This window comes from Variovorax sp. KK3, assembly GCF_001984055.1.
Taxonomy (GTDB): Bacteria; Pseudomonadota; Gammaproteobacteria; order Burkholderiales; family Burkholderiaceae_C; genus Variovorax.
In genome coordinates this window covers 15,238-31,552 of the sequence record NZ_LYVO01000041.1, presented here as the reverse complement: position 1 = coordinate 31,552, position 16,315 = coordinate 15,238, and the positions used below count along the sequence as shown (strand labels likewise).

Genomic DNA, 16,315 nt, shown 5'->3' with positions numbered 1-16,315 from the left:
ATAATGCATATTGTGATCTTCAAAGATGGACCGAGGACAAGGCGGGGCCACACGTTGATTCGAGTTTCAGGCGACCTCGAAACTCACGTGACTTCCACAGTCGTCTGCCCCGGCGTCACCACGCTGATGGCGCCACCCCATATGCACTGAAGCGTGCAGCCATCGTGCAATGCCGGCAGCCCGCCGAGCTTGACCTTCGTCGCGCCCGGCACCCAGGGCGATGGCGTCACCGGCACGCAAGGCATGGGCGTGAGCACGCCGCTGGCCGCGGCGGTGGCCGAAGCCACTGCGGGGTTCGCGGGACTGCGGCACATGCCGAACGGCGCGATGTTGAGGAACGGCACGTTGTCCTGCACATGGCCCGGCGGACCCGCGGGCATCGACGCCAGCATCGGCGTGGCCGTGAACACCGATGGCGCGAGCCCCATCGAGCATGAGATCTGGGCACCGGTACACACCTGCATCGGCATACGCACGCTCCTTCGATGTCGCGATGATCGATCGATGGCAGCTTAGCGGGCTGTGCGACGACTTCAACCGCTGCACGGCCGACGACGCTCGGCTGCACGGTCGAAGACGAATGCGTGTCATAGCTCCAAAGGTCTAAGGCCGACGGCCGGATTGACGCTACCCGGACCCCAAGAATACTGTTGCGCTCCCCGACAACAGGGGGCGAAAGGTGCAACGTTGATCGACACAGCGCTCGAGTTTGTGGCAGAGGAACTCAATGCCCATTTGCGCAAGCGCATGGGCAATGAACTCTCCACCGTCGATCTCGGTCCGGTGGTCGACGAGCGCGGCAACTGGGTCGGCCCCATGGACACCTTGCGCGTCACCTTGTTCCAGATCGACGAGGAGCGCGTGCTGCGTGCGCAGATGCCTGAACGCACGGTCGTCGCGGGGCGCGAAGTGATGCTGCCGCCACCCATCAAGCTCAACCTGGTGCTGTTGTTGTCGGCCCGCTACCAGCAGTACGCGCAGGCCTTGCGCACCCTCTCCCACACGATGGCGTTCTTCCAGGCGCGGCCGGTGTTCACGCCCGCGGACAGCCCTGCGCTGCCGGACAACCTGGAGCGCCTGTCCATCGACCTGGTCACCTACGGCCCCGAGCAACTGAACCAGATGTGGACCTGCCTCGGCGCGAAGCACCTGCCGTCGGCGGTGTACCGCGTTCGACTTGTGGCGCTGCAGGATTCGGAGCCCATCGGCACCGGCGCGCCGATCACGACCATCGAGACCACGCTGCACGGTCGCTGACATGGCACGCATCGATTTCCGACCGCTCTGGACCGTGGAGGTGCAGCATGCCTTCTTCGGCGGCACCTGCGATGCGATGGAGTTCATCATCCCGCCGTCCACGCTGCGCGCGCTGGCCGGCGCGCATGCGATCGCGCTGCAGCGCGACGGCCGGCTGCACGTGCTCTACGAGGCGCGCGAAGACGGGCAGCCGCTGTCGCCCTTGGCAGGGCGGCACTTCCTGTTCGGGCTGCGGCCGCGCTCGGCCTCGTTCGATCTCATCACCCTGCCCTTCGGCATTCCGCCCGGCGACGCGGCACTGTGGCGCAACGCGCCGGATGCCGATTCGCTCGCGCTCGCCGCCGCGGTGCGCATCAGCGGCGAGCGCTTGCGCATCGAGCCGCGCTCGACGCAGCGCCCCTTGACGGTGCGCCTCTTCGACAGCAGCGACACCGAGCGCGCGCAGATCGTGTTGAACATCGGCGACGAGGCGTGGACACCGCAGGGCGCTTTCACGGAAGGTCCGTGGCGCGTCGAGGAGACCGCAGGCAACGGCCCGCCGGCAAGCTGGATCCTGCACATCGCACCCGAACTCGGCGGCGCCTGGGGCTTGCTGGACCTCACCGTCGTTGCCGCTCACGTTGCCGACGGCCACGCGTTCGCGCTTTCTTTCGCCGCCCGCAGCGACACGCTGCGGTACTACGTCGTCGCGCATCGCCTCAGCGATACCGAGTTCAACCAGCTGCAAGTGCTCGACAACGGTTTCGCCGCCGAGGCGCGCCCGCAGATTGCGTTCGACCGCGTGCTGCCTGCTGCCTTCGGTGCGGATCACCTGGCGCCCGGGCTGCTCGATCCGTCAGGCAGCGCGCGCATGGCCTTGTTCGAGGCCCAGGCACCGGTCGCACGCCGCGCCCGAGGGCCTGCCGGCGTGGAGCTTCACCGCAATGGCGAACTCCTCGTGGGCAACCTGCCGCAGCCCGGTGCCGACCGCCCGGATGCGCAATTCGTCGTGCATCTCTGAGCACAGCAACCCATTCACCCGAACGTCCGCCAAAGGAGTCTTCGCCATGCCGACCTACCGCACGCCCGACGTCTACGTCGAGGAGATCTCGGTCTTTCCACCATCGGTGGCCGAAGTGGAGACCGCCATACCGGCCTTCATCGGCTACACCGCGCAGGCGCGCAAGGTGAGCATCGGCGACCTGGCTGGACGGCCCACCAAGATCTACAACTTTGCAGAATACGAGCAGTACTTCGGTGGGCCCGATACGCCCGACATCGGAGTCGCACTGGTGGCTGAGGGGCCCGGCTTCATCAGCACCGTCACGCCGCCCACGGTGACGTACCTGCTGTACCACGCCGTCAAGATGTTCTTCGACAACGGTGGCGGCAAGTGCTACATCGTGTCCGTCGGCACCTACGTCGACGCCATCGCCATCGCCGCCCTCACCGCCGGGCTCGACGCCGTGGCGCTGGAGGACGAACCCACGCTGCTGGTCTGTCCCGAGGTCGTGCGGCTGGCAGCCAACGGCTACGACACCATGTCCCAGAACATGCTGATCCAGTGCGGCACGCTGAAAGACCGCTTCGCGATCCTCGACCTCTTCGGCGGCGACGCGGCGCAGGACAACGCCGCGCTCACCGCCAACCGCGCAAGGGTCGGCAACAACCACCTGAAGTACGGCGCGCTGTACTACCCCTTCCTGAAGTCCAGCTTCAACCACGCGGTGGCGGGCGAAGGCACCAACGTCAACGTGACCATCGACGGTGCTGCGGCGGTGACGCTCGACACCCTGCAGACCACCGCCACCGCCGCCTTCAATGCCGCCAAGGCCGCGCTGCTGGACCACTTCATCGTGCTGCCGCCCAGTGGCGCCGTCGCCGGCGTGTATGCCGCCACCGACACCGCCCGTGGCGTCTGGAAGGCACCGGCGAACGTCGGCCTGGCCGACGTGGTGGAGCCGGTGGTCCGCCTCGACACCGCGCACCAGGACGAGCTGAACGTCGACGCCACCACCGGCAAGTCCGTCAACGCGATCCGCGCCTTCGCAGGCAAGGGCACGCTGGTGTGGGGTGCCCGCACGCTCGCCGGCAACGACAACGAATGGCGCTACGTGTCGGTGCGGCGCTTCTTCAACATGGTCGAGGAGTCGGTCAAGAAGAGCACCTACTGGGCCGTCTTCGAGCCCAACGACGCCAACACCTGGGTCAAGGTGCGCGGAATGATCGAGAACTACCTGACCCAGAAGTGGCGCGAGGGCGCTCTGGCCGGCGCCACCACCAAGGACGCCTTCTACGTGCGCTGCGGGCTGGGCACCACGATGAGCCCGCAGGACATCCTCGAAGGCCGCATGAACGTCGAGATCGCCATCGCCACGGTGCGTCCGGCGGAATTCATCATCCTCAAGTTCTCGCACAAGCTGCAGACCAGCTGAGCGCAGACCCGCTGACACGCACATCCAGGAGCCGACGTCATGCCCCAGCAATACCCTCTTCCCGTCTTCCACTTCACCGTCCAGTGGGGCGGCACCCGCCTGGGCTTTTCCGAAGTCACCGGGCTCACGCAGGAGAACCAGGCCATCGAGTACCGCGACGGGTCGTTCCCCGAGTACTCGTCGATCAAGATGCCGGGCCTGCGCAAGTTCAACAACGTCACGTTGAAGCGCGGCATCGTCAAGGCCGACAACGAGTTCTTCAGGTGGCTGTCCACCGTCAAGCTCAACACGGTGGAGCGCCGCGACGTGGTCGTCTCGCTGCTCAACGAGGAGCATGCGCCGGTGATGACCTGGAAGATCCACAACGCCTTTCCCGTCAAGGTCGAGGGGCCGGCCCTCAAGGCCTCGGGCAACGAGGTGGCGATCGAATCGATCGAGATCGCGCACGAGGGCCTGGAGCTGCAGAACGACTGACGGCCCGCGCCGCCCATCGCCCCATCGCCCTCCCCGCGCCATGTACACGCCTCCCGTCGGCTTCCACTTCAAGGTGGAAGTGCTCGGACTCACGCCTGCGGCCGACGACCTGCGCTTCGTCGAGGTCGGCGGCCTGGCGCTGGAGGTCGTCACCGAAGAATTGCCGGAGGGCGGCGAGAACCGCTTCGTCCAGCGCTACCCCGGCCCGGCCAAGTACGGCGATCTGGTGCTCAAGCGCGGGCTGCTGAAGGACAGCGAAGTCTGGAACTGGGCGCGCCAGTGCATCGAAGAACTCGATGTGAGCCCGAAGGACGTCGACGTCACGCTGCTCAACCCCGACCACGAGCCCCTGATGACCTGGCACGTGGTCGGCGCCTTTCCGACCAAGTGGTCCGTCTCGGACCTCAATGCCTCGGCCAATGCCATCGTCGTGGAGACGCTGACGCTGGCCTACAAATACTTTCGGCTCGACAAGAGCTGAGGAAGACCCGGATGCCCATCGTCGTCGATGAAGTCGTGATCACGGTCGAAGTCGGCAACGCCGCCGGCGGCGGCACCACGACGCCGCCCTCGCCCGCCGACGACCGCCAGACGCTGGTGGCCGAGTGCGTGGAGCGCGTGCTCGAGCTGCTGCGCGAGCAGCGGGAGCCCTGACATGGCCTCCGGACAGCTCGAGAAACTGCAGGTCAGGGCCTTCAAGGCCCCCGACTATGCGCAGGCCAGCCAGGTCGGCACCTTCGAAGCCTATGTGAACCCGAACGAGATCACGCTGGCCTACGAGATGGAATACGACGCCGCGCAGGGCTCGGGCACCACCGGCAGCCGCATGGAGTTCAAGAAGGTCAAGCCCGGCGACATGTCGCTCAACTTCTTTCTCGACGGCACGGGCGCCAACGGCGTGAAGATCGACGTGCAGGAGCAAGTCGAGAAGTTCCAGACCTTGACCGGCTACAACGGCGACATCCATCGCCCCAATTACCTGCTGGTGGCCTGGGGCAAGATCCAGGTGAAGCGCTGCGTGCTCAAGAGCGCATCGATCGCCTACAAGCTCTTCAAGGCCGACGGCACGCCGCTGCGCGCGACCATCGCCGCCACCTTCGTCGATGCGGTCGAAGACCAGACGCGCGTCGCCCTGGCGCAGGACGCATCGCCCGACCTCACCCACCTGCGCGTGCTGCGCGCCGGCGACACGCTGGCGGCCCTGTGCGGCCAGATCTACGGCGACCCCGCGCTCTACCTGAAGGTGGCGCGTGCCAACAACCTCGACGGCGTGCGGCATCTTCCGGCCGGCACGCGCGTGCGCTTCCCGCCGTTGCGCAAGTAGCCGGAGCACCGACGACCATGCCCGACGCCGTTGCAGCCGCACCGCCCTCTCCTTCCGCAGCGCCCGCAGAGCGCACGCTGCCGGTCGGCGCCGGGCATCGCGAATTCACGATCAAGGTCGACGGCCAGCCCGTGCCGCGCCAGCATGCGCTGCATTCGGTCGCCGTGGTCGCCGGTGCCAACCGCATCGCCCGCGCGCGGCTCACCTACGTCGATGGGGCGGCGGGTGCGGGCGACTTCCCGCTCAGCAATCTCGACATCGTCAAGCCGGGCGCCACGGTCGAGATCCTGGCGGGCGGCGACACCGACACGGCGCTCGTGTTCAAGGGCCTGATCGTGGGGCAGCGCCTGCGCATCCGGGAGACCTCGTCCTCGCTGCTGGTCATCGACTGCCGCCATGCGTCGACGCGGCTCGCGCTGGTGCGCCGCAGCGCCAACTACTTCGACCAGACCGACGCCGATGCCATCGAATCGCTGCTGGCCGCGGCCGGCGCCGACGGCGAGGTCGAGGCCACCACGGTCACGCACAAGCAGCTGGTGCAGCACGACTGCAGCGACTGGGACTTCATCGTCACGCGGGCCAGCGCCAACGGGCAACTCGTCTTCACGCGCGGCGGCGCGCTGGCCGTGCGCAAGCCGACGATCGAGGCACCCGTCGTGCAGCTGCAGTTCGGCGCCACCTTGCTCGAATTCGATGCCGCCGTCGACGCCCGCGACCAGGCGCAAGCCGTCAAGGCCGTGAGCTGGAGCGCCGCCGACCAGTCGCTCGAAGAACACGAAGGCGAGGCGCCTACGTTCCGATCGACCGGCAACTTCGACGCGGAGACATTGGCCACCGATGCCGGCGCAGACACGGTGACGCTGGTCCACGCGGCGCTCGATGCATCCGAAGCCGCCGCGCTGGCCAGCGCGGCACGGCAGCGCGCGGCGGTCGACCTGGCCGGCGGCCGCGCGATGTGCACCGGTATCGCCAAGGTGCAGCCAGGCGACACCGTCAAGCTCGGCGGCGTCGGCGCGCGCTTCAGCGGCGACGTGCTCGTCACCGGAGTCCGGCACGATTTCGACACGCTCAAGGGCTGGAAGACGCATCTGCAGTTCGGCGGCGTCGACCCCGACCCCGCCTTGCGCGAGCGCCTGCAGCGCCGTCGCAGCGCCGACCTGCTGGCGCCCACAGCCGGCCTGCAAGTGGGCGTGGTCACCGACAACGAGGACCCCGACGGCGAGTTTCGGGTGCGCGTGCGCTTGCCGCTCGTGAACGGTGGCGACGACGGGGTCTGGGCCCGCGTGGCGGCCGCCGATGCGGGCGACCAGCGCGGCCTTTTCTTTCGTCCGGAAATCGGCGACGAGGTGCTGCTCGGCTTCCTCGACGAAGACCCGCGCCACCCCGTCGTGCTGGGCATGCTGCACAGCAGCGCCAAGGCCGCGCCGCTGCGCCCCAGCAACGACAACCACCAGAAGGGCTACACCAGCCGCAGCGGCATCGCACTGACTTTCGACGACGGGAAGAAGTCGCTCACGCTCGCCACGCCCGGCGGCAACACGCTGGTGCTGGACGACGACAGCGGCGGCATCACCATCAGCGACCGCAACGGCAACAAGATCACGATGTCGAGCCAGGGCATCGCCATCGAGAGCGCCACCGCCTTGTCCCTCAAGGCCAAGACCGAAATGAAGCTCGACAGCGTGGCCGGCACCGACGTCAAGAGCGCCGGCGTCGTCAAGGTCGCGGGCTCCGCGCTGCAATTGGGATAGGGCCATGGACGACATTCCGCTGTTCCTCGGCCGCGGCTTCGGCTTTCCGCCGTCGTTCACGAACGGCGAAGTTCGCATGGTCGAGGACGAAGTGGACATCCGCGAAAGCCTCACGATCCTGTTCGGCACCGCGCCGGGCGAACGGGTGTTGTCGCCCCTGTTCGGGCTCGACCTGTCGCCGCTGCTGTTCGAGCCGTTGAGCACCACGCTGCGCACGTTGCTGCAAGACCGCATCACCACCACGCTGCTGATCCAGGAGCCGCGCATCCGGCTGATCGAACTCGCGGTCGACGACTCGCTCGCGCTCGAAGGCATGCTGCAGATCCGCCTCGACTACGCGGTGCGCAGCACGAATTCGCGCTTCAACCTCGTGTTTCCGTATTACCTGGGCGACGCGAACGAAGTGCGCGAACGGGTCGTGCCGGGAAGAAGCTGATGGCTGCGACCGACCTCCTGGCTGCATTCGCCGCGGTGCCCGGCACCGCCCAGCAGGAGCGCGTCGATCCGCGCCTGGCGCCGGCCTTCGCGCCGATCGACGACCGCGACACGGCGCGGCTCCTGCAATCGCTGCATGCGCTGGCCGGCTTGATCCGGCATCACGAGCAATGGCCGGATACGCCGGCGGAGGTGGCGGCGGCGGGCGACTGGCAGCCGTACCTGCCGTCGGGCGGCCTCGATGAACTCCGCGCGCTGGTACAGCAGACGGACGGCAGGCTGCCGCCGCACCACGGGCTGCTGGTCGCCTTCCTGCAACTGCTGGCACGGCCGCAGGCCAGCCTCAACGAGTTCACCGCGAAGCAGCTGAACTACCAGATGCAGCGCGTGCTCGGCTTCGCACCCCGCGCGCCCCGGCCGGACCGCGCGCACCTGGTCTTCGAACTCAAGAAGGGCGCCGGTGCCGTGGAGATCGCGCGCCCGCAGATGTTTTCGGCAGGCAAGGACGCGACCAAGGTCGAACAGCTTTTCGCGCCCGTCAGGCCCACGGTGGTGAGCCCGGCGCGCGTGGCTCGGCTGGCGAGCGTCCTGCGCGACGGCCAGCGCCTGCTCTTCGCGCCGGTTGCCGATTCGGCCGACGGACTGGGCACGCCGTTGTCCCCGGCCGCGCCGCATTGGCCACCCTTCGGTCGCCCCGGGTTGCCGGCGGCACCGGTCGGCTTCGCCGTGGCCTCGCCGGTGCTGCGCCTGGCCGAGGGCGAACGCCGGGTTCGGCTCGCGCTGCGGGTGTCCGGCCTGCCGCCCGCTGCGGATGCCACTGCCCTTGGCGCCGCCTTCGAAGCGCACTTCACCGGCCCCGTCGGCTGGACCGGGCCGCTGCCGATGCGTGCGACGCTGAGCACGGACCTGTTGACGCTCGAAGTCGTGCTCGACGCTGCGCAACCTGCCGTGGTCGACCACGATCCCGCGATCCACCTGCACGCCTTTCCCGCGGCCTTGCCGGTCGTCCAGTGCCTGCTGCGGCCGAAGGCGAGCCTGTCCTTCGCGATGCTCGAGCACGTGACGGTGCGCAGCGTGCAGGTGTCGGTCGACGTGAAGGGCATGCGCACGCTCGTCCTCGAGAACGACGACGCGACGCTCGATCCGAAGAAGGCCTTCCTGCCCTTCGGCGCACAAGCTGCCGCCGGCTCGCGCTTGCACGTGGGATGCCCCGAGGCGCTGTCCAAGCCGGTCACCGCGCTGAAGATCCACCTGGCCTGGCAGGGTGCGCCGGCCGACCTGTCCGCCTGGTACGAGGGCTACGCACGGGTCGCGAGCCTGGCCAACGGCGTCGGCGCCACCATCACCTGGCGCGACGCCTCGGGCACCGAGCGCCGTTCGCCCGACGTCACGCTGATCGCGCGCCGCCCGGGGCCCACCACGCTCGACGTCGTGGCGGGTGCGGCCAGCAGCGTGCAGGCTTACGCACCCGGCTGGCAGCTGCAATCGTTGGTCACGAGCGGCAGCGCGGTCGCGGCGAACGCGGCGCTGGCGATGCAGCTCGCCAAGCCCATCGCGGGTTCGCCCACGTTGAAGGCGATGCAGGTCGGCGGCGCAGCGAGCGTCGCGCTCGGCATCGCCAAGGTCGGGATTCATGCCGGTTTCGCGGCCTTCCCGGGCGCATCGGCAGCCGCACCTGTCGCACCCGCCGCAGCGCGCGCGGGCTTCGTCACGGTTTCGCTGACCGAAGACCTGCTGCACCGCGACTTCATGCGCGATGCCACCGCAGCCGCGACCGCCACCCCACCCAAGGTGCTCAACCCGCCCTACACGCCCAAGGTGCAGGAGATCACGCTCGACTACGCCGCCCGGAGCGACGACAGCCAGCTCGCCGATCCATCGCTGGCCGCCTTCACCGACACCGGTGTCCAGTTCTTCCAGATCGATGCCCTGGGCCTGGCTCGCGAACACGCCTGGCTCGACGCGAACCGGCCCTGGGCGCCGCAGGGCGGCATCGGCCTCTTGCCCGCGCACCGGGCGGCGGCCGAGTTCCTGATCGCCATCGACGGCGCACAGGCCGGCGATTCGCAGAGCCTGCTGATCCAGGTGGCCGACGGCACGGCCGATCCGTTGGCGGCCGCGCAAGGCGTGCAGTGGTCGGTGCTGGCCGACAACGCCTGGCGCACGCTCGGCACCGGCGAACTGGTGCTCGACGAAACGCGCGGCCTGCGCGCCAGCGGCCTCGTGGGCGTGGTGCTGCCGCGCGAGACCACCACCGCCAACACGCGCCTGCCGCCCGGACCGGTGTGGTTGCGCGCCACCACGACGGGCGCTGCCGACGCGGCCTGCGACGTGGTCGGCGTCCATGCCAATGCCGTGGAGGTGGCGTTCGCCGACCAGGGCAACGACCCGTCGCGGCTCGCGGCAGCGCTGCCGCAGGGCCGCATCATCAAGGCGCGCACGCCGCTCGCGCAGGTCAAGGCGATCGCGCAGCCTTACGCCTCCTTCGGCGGCGCCATGCAGGAAGACGATGCATCGCTGTCCCGCCGCGCATCGGAGCGGCTGCGCCATCGCAACCGCGCCATCAACCGCTGGGATTGCGAGCGGCTCGTGCTGCAGGCCTTTCCATCGGTGCACCGCGCCAAGTGCATTCCTCATGCCAGCGACGACGCCTGGCTCGCGCCCGGCCACCTGATGCTGGTGGTGGTGCCCGACCTGCGTGGCCGGCCGACCGCCAGCCAGCTGCAGCCGCGCGTGGACCTCGACACGCTGACGCGCATCCAGGCACACCTGTCCGCGCGCTGCGGGCCCCAGACGCGGGTGCACGTGCGCAACCCCGGCTACGTGCCGGTGCAGCTCGACTTCAAGGTGCGCCTGCGGCCCGGCTTCGGCTTCAACTTCTACGCGCCGCAGATCGATCGCGCCATCGTGCAGGCGCTGTCGCCCTGGGCCTTCGACAGCGCGGCCGAACTGGGCTTCGGTGGCCGCGTGGTGCGCTCCGAGCTGCTGGATTTCGTCGAGGCCCTGCCGTGGGTGGACTTCGTCACCGACTTTCGCCTGGTCCGCCTGGTGCCATCGGGCGAGCCGAGGGACGAAGACGAAATCGTGCCCGATACGCCGGACGCGATCCTCGTGTCCGCCCTCTCCCATCGCATCGCGGAGCTCTGAGCCGTGTTCGATCTTCCCTCCACCGCACTGCCGCCGATCTCGAACGCGCCCGATGCCGACCCGGCGCTGAATCCGCGCGCACTGTTCGACGAAGGCCTGGCCTCGGTGCGGCGCCTGTCGCGCGCCCACTGGACCGATCACAACACCCACGACCCCGGCATCACCATGCTCGAGGCGGCGTGCTACGCGCTCACCGACCTCGCGTACCGCCATTCATTGCCCATCGAAGACCTGCTCACCGGCAAGGGCGAGGCGCCGGAGCAGGCCTTGTCGCGCCTTCATGCGCCGCAGGCCGTGCTGCCCAACCGTGCCCTCACCGAACTCGACTGGCGCAAGCTGCTCATCGACCTGCCCGACGTGAAGAACGCCTGGATCGAGCCGGTGACCGACGTCGTGCTCCATGCCGACCTGCGCCGGCGCGAGCTGCGCACCACGCCGCCCGAGCATCCCGATACCCGGCCCGTGCCGCTCGCCGGGCTCTACCGCGCACGCATCGAGTTCATGGACTCGGTCACCACCGAAGAGGAGCGCGAGCGCGTGCTGGCGGCGGTGCGCGATGCGCTCGAGGCCTCGCGCAACCTGTGCGAAGACTTCATCGACGTGCGCACCGTGCGCGCCGAGTACTTCGCGCTGTGCGCAGAAATCGACCTGACGCCCGATGCCGATCCGGTGGAGACCGCCGCGCGCCTGTTGTTCGACGTGGCCGAGGCGATCGCACCGCCCGTGCTCACGCACGACCTCGACACCCTACTCGCCAGCGGGCTGACGCTGCCCGACATCCTGGACGGCCCGCTCCTGAAGCGCGGCTTCATCGACGATGCCGAACTGCAGGCCACCGCCCTGCCCTCCGAGCTTCGCCTGTCGGACCTGATCGGCGTGGCGATGGACGTGCCCGGCGTGCGCTCGGTCCGCACGATGCTGGTCAACCCACTCGTGCCGATCGAACCCGCCGAGCCCGATGACGACGATGCGCCGGACGTCGACCCCACCACGGCCCAGGCCGACCCGGTGCCGCTGACCAACCCCTGGCGCATTCCGGTGCGCGCAGGCCGCCTGCCGCGCCTGTCGCTCCGACAGGGACGGCTGGTCTTCAGCAAGCGCGGCCTGGCCGTGCAAGGCTGGAACACCGTCGACATGCCCCAGGCGGTGGCCGCGCGGCTGGCCGCCCTGCGCGCCGAGGCGCGCCTGCGCATCGAACGGGACAGCGGCGTCGAGGTGCCGCCACCGGCGCCCGGCCGCGGTCGGACGCTCGCGGACTGGACGTCGTTCCAGCAGGACTTTCCGGCCATCTATGGCATCGGGCCTCAAGGCCTCGGCCTCGACGCCAGCGAGGCGCGACGCGTCCAGGCGCTGCAACTGCAAGGCTGGCTGCTGTTCTTCGACCATGCGATGGCCGGGCAGCTGTCGATGCTGCAGGATGCACGGCGCCAGCTGTCGGTCGCGCCGGCCGACCTGAATGCCGTGGCACGGCGCTTCAGCGACGTGGGCGACGATCGCCACACGCTCTCGGCGCAGGTGGTCACGACCATCCGCAACCATGACCTGCTCTACCCCGCGGACGTGTCGCCACGCGTGCTGGCCGACGCCATCGAAACCGAAGCCGAAGCCGCGGTGCGGCAGCAGCGGCTGCTCGATCACCTGCTGGCCAGGGTGGCCGAGGACTTCGCCGACTACGCCGGCGCCATGGCCTCGGCCTTCGGCCACGACAGCGACCGCCTGATCGGCGACCGCTGCCGCTTCCTGCAGGACGTGGCCGGCCTCTCGCAAGACCGCGGCGGTGGCTTCGTGCAGCGCCCGGCCACGCAGGCCGAGGTGTGGAACACGCCGAACGTCTCGGGCCTGGAGCGCCGCATCGCGCGGCTGCTGGGCATTGCCGACTTCACGCGACGCAACCTCGGGCTGCAGAGCTACGACCTCTACAACGAGATCGATGCCGTGCCCGACGCCACCGACGAGTTCCGCTTCCGCGTGCGGCATGCGGTGACCCACACGATCCTGCTGTCGTCGAGCACCCGCTACCCGACCCGCGAGGCCGCGCGCGAGGCCATGGTGCTCGCGATCGAGCTCGCCCAACGCCCCGAGGCCTATCAGCGCCTGATGACCGCCGGCGCAGAGCCCAAGCCGTACTTCAACATCGTCGACGCCGCGGGCGAGGTCGTCGCGCGGCGCATCCACTACTTCGACGATGCCGAGGCGATGGAAGCGGCGATCGCGGAACTCCTGACCTACCTGGCCGGCCGCTACGGCGGCGAGGGCATGTACCTGGTCGAGCACCTGCTGCTGCGCCCGCGTGCCGACGCCGACCGCATGTTCGACATCTGCATCGACGCCGGCTGCAAGGACTGCGCCGACCTCGACCCGTACTCGTACCGCGTCCACGTGCTGCTGCCGGCCTACGCCGGCCGCTTCCGCAACGAAAGCTTCAGGCGCTTCGCCGAGCAGGTGATCCGTGCCGAGATGCCCGCGCACATCCTGCCCACGGTGTGCTGGCTGGGCACCGCCGACATGGCCGACTTCGAAACCGCGTGGCGCGACTGGCTGATGGTGCACGCCGGCTTCGGCAGCACCACGGAGGCCACGCGGCAATCGCGGCTGGCCGCGCTCGTCGGCGTACTGCAGCGCGCCAAGAACGTTCACCCGGCCCGCGCACTCTTCGACTGCGCCGGCGACGACAGCAAGCCGCCGTTCATCCTGGGCCGAACCGCCATCGGCACCGGGCCGACCGGCGGCGATTGAACAGAACCCAAGGAAGGAGTCACCCCCATGGCCGATCCACTGCAGGTGGTCAGCAGCCTCGACCGGCTGGCGGACCACTACACCGTTTTCGAACGCGACCAGCTGCTCACGCACGGGCAGCTCAACAGCGTGGCCGACTTCTGGGGTGGCCAGGTGCGCCTGTCGCGCGTGGCGCTGTCGGGTGTCGGGCTGGTCGCCGGGCTGCACGTGTCGCGTGCCGATGGCAACGTGCGCGTGTCGCGCGGCTTCGGCGTCAGCACCGACGGCGACCTGATCGCGCTGGCGGCCGACACGGTCTACGACAGTTTCCGCCCCTACGACGCCACCGCGCCCGTCTACCCGCCCTTCTATCCCGACCGTGCGGCCGGCGACGGCGCGCTCGGCGCCATGTTCTCGCTGCACGAACTGGTGCCCGTGGGCGAAAGCGACGTGCTCAAGAAGCCGCTGTCGGCCCTGCCCGACGGCGTGCTGGACGACTGCGCGGTGCTCATGCTGATGGAGAGCGTGGTCAACGACCCCGACATCTGCAGCGGCACCGACTGCGACAACCTCGGGCGCGACGCGATGCACCGGGTGCGCCTGCTGCTGATCGGCCGCCGCGACGCGCAGCGCCTGCTCGACGCCCTGCCGCTGCGCCCCACCAGCGTGGCGGCGCAGGCGCTGCCGGCGGCCGCCATGGAACGCCCCGTGGTGGGCAAGGACATCGTCGACACCGGCACGTTCGCCAAGGGCTACCGCGACAGCGCGCAAGCCTCCCTGAAGGAACTCCAGGCCGCGCTGCCTTCGTTGAACGCCAACTGCCCCGAGGTGCTCTCCGACGTGTTCGGCAGCGACCCCACGCCGGGCTGGCTGGCGTCGCTGGCCAGCCACTCCACGCAGATCGCCGGCGCGGCCGCCGGGCTGCAGCTCTGGTATGCCTTCGTCAAGGACCTGGTCGACCAGTGGAATGCGTTGCGCGAGGCGCTGCTGGCCGACGATGCGGTGGCGCTGCCCGACGTGGCCGCCTTTCCGAAGCATCTGCTGCTCGGCAGCCTGGCGGCACCGCGTGCCTTTCGCACGGGGCTCTATCCGTCGCCGCTCGACGCCACGGCGCGCGAATGCTCGGCGCATGCGCGCTTCCATGCGTGGAAGCTCGACGCGTTGATCGCGAGCTTTCAGGTGCCGGACGACGCCGTGGTCCGCGTCACGCCCAGCCTGTCGGACGTCCATGCGCTGGAGGCGCGCGCCATCCCCTGGTACTACGCGCTGCGCAAGGAGGCGCCGATTCATGCCGCGTGGAACTTCAAGCTGTCGTCGCGCCGCCAGGAAGACCAGAACCTGGGCTATCGCTCGAACGCGTGGAGCGAGGCGCGCCGCGTCACCAAGCCGCTGGCCTATGCCATTTCCGGCCACGACTTCTTTCGCATCGAAGGCCACCTGGGTGCCGCGGCAGAGGCCGTGACGACGGCGCTGCGCCGGCAGATCGCCGACTTCAACCTGCCCTTCCAGGTGCAGGCCGTGCTCGTGCACACCAGCCGCGACCGGATTCGCGTGCGCCCGCCCTTCCGCTACACGCCGCTGCACAGCCTGCACTACCTGGTGCGCCAGGACGTCGCCTTCCGGCTCGACGAAAGCGAGCAGTTCGGGCAGCTGCATCTGACGCAGATGTCCGATGCCGTAACCGCCAAGCTGATTCCCGCGACGACCAGCAGTGGCGCCCCGGTCCTGACCAGCGCACGCCAGGCCGGCGAAGCCGTCGCCAGTACGAACAAGACGGCCGCGCCCGTGCTGACCAAGGCGCGCTACAGCGCCTACAAGGCCGCCGCGACCGAGCAGGGCCCGGCCATCAAGGCGAGCTATGCGTCGTCGCTGAGCTCGGTGCGCGAATCGCGCGCCACGCTGAGCGAGCTGTCGCGTGCCGACACCGTGTCGCCCTTCGATGGCCTTCTCAACACCAACCAGCCGCACTGGATCGACTGGCTCGACGACCTGATCCTCGACCAGGGCAACAAGGCCGACGACAAGCTGCTGCTGTCGCGCTTCGTGCAGGACCATCCCGGGCTGGACCACGTCGGCGGCGTCTGGCGCGGCGGCACCTTCGTGCTGGTCTACGACGACCAGGGCCGCGTGGTGGGCGATTTCGCGCTGCCCTACCCTGCTGCCGAGGCCGAGACGCCCGAAGCCGACGACCCGCCGCTGACGCGCCCGCCCTACCGGCCGCCGCTGGTCACGGGCATCGCCACCATCCGGCCGGTGCGTCCGATCGACCTGGTCGTCAACGACCGCATCCTTGCCGAGCGCACCGTCTTCCAGAAAGACCTGGACGTGCAGCGTGCCAGCCTCGAAGGCCTGGTCAAGGGCGCCTTCGTGCCGAGCAATGCCGTGGTGCCGAAGACGAGGGAGTTGCTGGACCTGACCGGCAACGCCTACCTCGACATGCAAGCCAACGAAATGGCCCGTCGCCGCGAGAGCGTCGAGGCCCTGAAAGGCGTGCTGGTCCAGCCCGGCCTGCCAGACGACGAGCGCGTGCGGGTGACCAGCGACCTCGACCGCGCGCAGCTGGAGCTGGCCGAAACGGTGGGCAGCGTGGCCGCACAGCTGGTCACGGCCGGTGTCGACATGGACAGCCCGGCCGGCAGGCAGCTGACCCAGTCGATGGCGACCAGCGTGTCGACCATCCAGAGCCCGGCCGCCAAGACGCAGGTCGACACACGGCTCGCGACCGCGCAGGGCCGTGCCGCCGGCAACCAGGCCACCGTGTTCGCCAACCTGCGGACCCTGGGCCGCTGACCGGCCGA

The 16,315-nt window shown here is 69.3% G+C and carries 13 protein-coding genes; 12 read left to right on the top strand and 1 reads right to left on the bottom strand.

The window, feature by feature from the left end; translation table 11 throughout:
• Window positions 1-83 precede the first annotated feature (83 nt).
• Window positions 84-470, bottom strand: a complete 387-nt coding sequence (locus B0W80_RS19630; protein ID WP_077000839.1) for a DUF4280 domain-containing protein — start codon at window positions 468-470, stop codon at window positions 84-86.
• A gap of 217 nt (window positions 471-687) precedes the next feature.
• Here B0W80_RS19630 and B0W80_RS19625 point away from each other — a divergent pair, with 217 nt between their 5' ends.
• Genes B0W80_RS19625 through B0W80_RS19575 form a run of 12 tightly spaced genes read left to right on the top strand, consistent with a single transcriptional unit; the run spans window position 688 to window position 16,307 of the window.
• Entirely contained in the window at window positions 688-1,257 is a 570-nt protein-coding gene (locus tag B0W80_RS19625) for a DUF4255 domain-containing protein (protein WP_077000838.1), read from the top strand.
• Between the two features lies 1 nt (window position 1,258).
• Entirely contained in the window at window positions 1,259-2,257 is a 999-nt protein-coding gene (locus tag B0W80_RS19620; protein WP_077000837.1) for a hypothetical protein, read from the top strand.
• A gap of 46 nt (window positions 2,258-2,303) precedes the next feature.
• The gene (locus B0W80_RS19615; protein WP_077000836.1) at window positions 2,304-3,671 is read left to right on the top strand and encodes a phage tail sheath C-terminal domain-containing protein; all 1,368 of its coding nucleotides are present in this window, start codon (window positions 2,304-2,306) and stop codon (window positions 3,669-3,671) included.
• 39 nt (window positions 3,672-3,710) lie between these two features.
• On the top strand, window positions 3,711-4,145 hold the full coding sequence (locus B0W80_RS19610; RefSeq protein ID WP_077000835.1) for a phage tail protein: 435 nt from the start codon (window positions 3,711-3,713) through the stop codon (window positions 4,143-4,145).
• Window positions 4,146-4,185: 40 nt separating this feature from the next.
• Window positions 4,186-4,626, top strand: a complete 441-nt coding sequence (locus B0W80_RS19605; RefSeq protein ID WP_077000834.1) for a phage tail protein — start codon at window positions 4,186-4,188, stop codon at window positions 4,624-4,626.
• An 11-nt stretch (window positions 4,627-4,637) separates the two neighbouring features.
• Entirely contained in the window at window positions 4,638-4,799 is a 162-nt protein-coding gene (locus tag B0W80_RS35570; protein ID WP_179106978.1) for a DUF5908 family protein, read from the top strand.
• A 1-nt stretch (window position 4,800) separates the two neighbouring features.
• Entirely contained in the window at window positions 4,801-5,469 is a 669-nt protein-coding gene (locus tag B0W80_RS19600; RefSeq protein WP_077000833.1) for a hypothetical protein, read from the top strand.
• Window positions 5,470-5,486: 17 nt separating this feature from the next.
• Window positions 5,487-7,220, top strand: a complete 1,734-nt coding sequence (gene vgrG, locus B0W80_RS19595) for a type VI secretion system tip protein VgrG (RefSeq protein ID WP_083745508.1) — start codon at window positions 5,487-5,489, stop codon at window positions 7,218-7,220.
• A gap of 4 nt (window positions 7,221-7,224) precedes the next feature.
• On the top strand, window positions 7,225-7,656 hold the full coding sequence (locus tag B0W80_RS19590) for a GPW/gp25 family protein (RefSeq protein ID WP_077000832.1): 432 nt from the start codon (window positions 7,225-7,227) through the stop codon (window positions 7,654-7,656).
• Window positions 7,656-10,802, top strand: a complete 3,147-nt coding sequence (locus tag B0W80_RS19585; protein WP_077000831.1) for a baseplate J/gp47 family protein — start codon at window positions 7,656-7,658, stop codon at window positions 10,800-10,802. The genes B0W80_RS19590 and B0W80_RS19585 overlap by 1 nt, the downstream gene beginning before the upstream one ends.
• 3 nt (window positions 10,803-10,805) lie before the next feature.
• Window positions 10,806-13,538 (top strand): hypothetical protein, encoded by a 2,733-nt coding sequence (locus B0W80_RS19580; RefSeq protein ID WP_083745507.1) that lies wholly within the window; start codon window positions 10,806-10,808, stop codon window positions 13,536-13,538.
• A 27-nt stretch (window positions 13,539-13,565) separates the two neighbouring features.
• Window positions 13,566-16,307 (top strand): hypothetical protein, encoded by a 2,742-nt coding sequence (locus B0W80_RS19575; protein ID WP_077000830.1) that lies wholly within the window; start codon window positions 13,566-13,568, stop codon window positions 16,305-16,307.
• Window positions 16,308-16,315 lie beyond the last annotated feature (8 nt).